At 61.2% G+C, this 3,116-nt stretch carries 3 protein-coding genes; 2 read left to right on the forward strand and 1 reads right to left on the reverse strand.

All coding sequences use genetic code 11. The features are described 5' to 3' along the window. Nucleotides 1-278: 278 nt before the first annotated feature. Complete coding sequence (locus ACK4OE_RS25550; protein WP_409889226.1) at nt 279-1,088, reverse strand: esterase/lipase family protein; 810 nt, start codon at nt 1,086-1,088, stop codon at nt 279-281. A 309-nt stretch (nt 1,089-1,397) separates the two neighbouring features. Here ACK4OE_RS25550 and ACK4OE_RS25555 point away from each other — a divergent pair, with 309 nt between their 5' ends. After that, nucleotides 1,398-1,919 (forward strand): chemotaxis protein CheW, encoded by a 522-nt coding sequence (locus ACK4OE_RS25555; RefSeq protein ID WP_409889227.1) that lies wholly within the window; start codon nt 1,398-1,400, stop codon nt 1,917-1,919. A gap of 50 nt (nt 1,920-1,969) precedes the next feature. Then, on the forward strand, nt 1,970-3,116 hold a 1,147-nt coding region (locus tag ACK4OE_RS25560), incomplete at its 3' end, for an MCP four helix bundle domain-containing protein (protein ID WP_409889228.1).

Raw genomic sequence — 3,116 nt, forward strand, 5'->3', positions numbered from 1 at the left:
GCTTGTCTGCGCCCAAACCTGGCGCAACACCCAAAGCCAAGGCGCAAAGCCCGGCTACGGCACCAGCAACTGCCAAGGGCGGTGACGAGGATTGGGAAAGCTTTTGAGCGGGCCTGTATCGTAGGTCAGTACAAAAATATGAGTGAAAATGGCCTCTAGCGCTTATCTATAAAGCACTGGCAGCTATCAAAAACAAAGCACGCTGAGGTTGCGGTCCTCAGTGTGCTTTTTTGTTGGCTATCGTTTGTTTGCGTGCTTCTCTGCCGTATGCAACGCGCTTATCGCTGCGGATCGGGGTACACCAAATGAAGCCCGCGCACCATCGGCCGCCGAAACGGCTGCCACACAACATCAGGCCCATGCGGTTGCCCCAGCCGGTCGGCCACTGCCCACCAGGCGCTGGGGTTCAGCCCCATGCCAAAGTGGCTGGCCACCACCTCGATGTTTTCGGTGTGCGGGTTGTGGTCGGTAGGCGCCTGAACGCTGCCGCGCCAGGCCACCACGCCGTCCGTGCGCGAATAAATGCTGGTGGTGGGCACCGGGGGCGCCTCGGGCAGGTTGTAGTTTTCGGTTTCGCGCTCAATGCTGCGGCCACTGGCGAACTGGTAGATGCGCCATGCATTGGTAGAGGTATGGGGCCCGGCAAACGGCGTGCCCAGCGTCACCACGCAGCGCACCAGGTCGGGCAGCTCCTTGGCCAGTTCGCGGGCGTAGATGCCGCCCAGGCTCCAGCCCACCAGGCTGACCTTGTTGCCACTGGCCTCCACGGCTTGATGTACTTGGCGCTTGGCCGCTTCCAGCACACCATCGCGCGGGCCCAGGTTCAGGCCCTGGCCCCAGCCGAGCGTGTTGTAGTTGCGCGAATCAAGATAGCGGCGCAGCGGCACGGTGGTGGTGTCCCCCGCGGTCAGGCCGGGGAACACGATGACGGTGTGCCCGTCGCCGCGCGGGGCGCGCTGCAGCACCGCCCAGGCGGGTAGCACTGCCCCAAACTCCCACGGCGCCCGCAGCTCCAGCGCCAACAGGGGGAGGCCCGGGGCGGGCATGTGGGCAGGGTCGGCTTCTTTGTTACGGAAGAAAAAGGGCATCAGGTCGTCGATCAGATCAAAAACGAGGGTAGGGCGCGCCGGGTGGGCCAGTTATGGCCCAAGTGGCTGGCGACGGTAGCATTTTTTAGTCTGCGCATCAGGGGTTTGAATGGAGCTAGCTCTCCAATTCAAAGGCGGCAGATCGTCTGCGGCAGGCGCTGGCCCGCCATCAAAGACGCCCCTCGATGGGGGGTTACCCCGCGGCTTGTGAGCAAATGAAACAAGCCGCTGCTATGCTTCGACCACGCCCGCGCGGGCCTTGTTATTTGATAGACCGCGTGCCTTCCCGCATCGTTCAAAAAGCCCGCCATGATCACTTCTGCATCTGCCCACGCCCCCTCCCGTTCGTCCTCAGTGCCCGCCGCGGCGCCCGCTGGCGAGTACCTCACCTTCCGCCTGGGGGCTGAGGAGTACGGCATCGACATCCTGCGCGTGCAGGAAATCCGCTCGTACGAGCGACCCACCCGCCTGGCCCAGTCGCCCGATTTCATCAAGGGCGTGATCGACCTGCGCGGCCGCATCGTACCCATCCTGGACCTGCGCCTGAAGCTGCAGTGCCCCGAGGCCTACTACACCGACTTCACCGTGGTCATCATCCTGGACATCGGCGCCACGGTGATCGGCGCTGTGGTGGATGCGGTGGCGGACGTGGTGTCGCTGACACCCGACCTCATTAAACCCGCGCCGCAGTTTGAGCGGCAGGGCAATGTAGACCCGGCCTTTGTCACGGGCATCGCCAGCCTGGGTGATCGGATGCTGATCGTGATGGACATTGAAGCGTTGCTGAGCAGCGACGAGATAGGTCTGGTGGCAAAGGCGAGTCAGGTTTAAGGTTGCGAAATGCGGCAAACTGTATCGAATATCAACCTGAGGGCGCAGCGATGAATCAATTGAAGATATCCACCCGTTTGGCAGTGGCCTTTGCCGTCATGGTCTTGTTGCTGATTGCGCTGGGAGCAGTCAGCCTGATCCGATCCGCTAGTCAGAGTACAGAACTCACTGACGTTGTTGAAGTCCGCATACCCATCACCAAAGACCTGGGCATATTGGCAGATGGGGTGAACTTGCAAGCTATTCAGTTTCGCAATTTGGCCATCTTTTCGACCGACACGGTGACCCAGTCGGCGCGCGCGCAGATCGCGAAGGCGCGGGAAACCACAGTTGAACAATATAAAGCGCTAGAGGTGTTGATCAGCTCGCCCAAGGGCGAAGAAATACTGACCCGTATGCTTCAGCAGCGTGCGGACTTCGTGAAGGTGGGAGACCAGTACCTTGCCCTGATTCAGCAGGGGCAAAAGGACGAAGCCATCAAGCTGCTGGAAGAGCAACTCCGTCCTGTACAGCTTGCTTACCAAGCCACAATTCAGGAGCAGGTGGCGTTTCAAGCACAGAACACGGTGAGCGCAGGCCAACGAGCCCAAGCGGCGGCCAGTTCCCTGATACGCGATGTCCTGATTGCGGGCGCGCTTGCCATCGCCATCGCTGTCTTTTTGGCCATCACGATCATTCGCTCCATCACCCGCCCTCTGGCGCAGGCGGTAGAAGCCGCAGACCGTGTGGCCAATGGTGACCTCAGCGGCCAACTCACTGTTCATTCCAAGGACGAAACTGGCATGTTGCTCGCCGCGCTGCAGCGCATGCAGCAAAGCTTGGTCAACACCGTCAGTTCGGTGCGTCAGAACGCTGAGGGCGTAGCCTCCGCTAGCTCACAGATTGCCTCGGGCAACAACGACCTGTCAGCGCGCACAGAGCAACAGGCCTCTGCGCTGGAAGAAACCGCCGCCTCCATGGAAGAGCTGGGCTCCACCGTGCGCCAGAACGCAGACAACGCCCGCCAGGCCAACCAGCTGGCTGTGAGCGCCTCCACCGTGGCAGTGCAGGGCGGCGATGTGGTGGCTGAAGTCGTTGAGACCATGAAAGGCATCAACGCCAGCAGCAACAAGATTGCAGACATCATCAGCGTCATCGACGGCATTGCGTTCCAGACCAACATCTTGGCGCTGAACGCCGCCGTGGAAGCAGCCCGTG

This window comes from Acidovorax sp. (assembly GCF_046314175.1).
In the GTDB taxonomy this organism is placed as follows: Bacteria; Pseudomonadota; Gammaproteobacteria; order Burkholderiales; family Burkholderiaceae_C; genus Acidovorax.

Coding starts and splice junctions, on each gene's coding strand:
- ACK4OE_RS25550 (WP_409889226.1), bottom strand. CDS start 1,088: ATGCCCTTTTTCTTCCGTAACAAAGAAGCCGACCCTGCCCACATGCCC.
- ACK4OE_RS25555 (WP_409889227.1), top strand. CDS start 1,398: ATGATCACTTCTGCATCTGCCCACGCCCCCTCCCGTTCGTCCTCAGTG.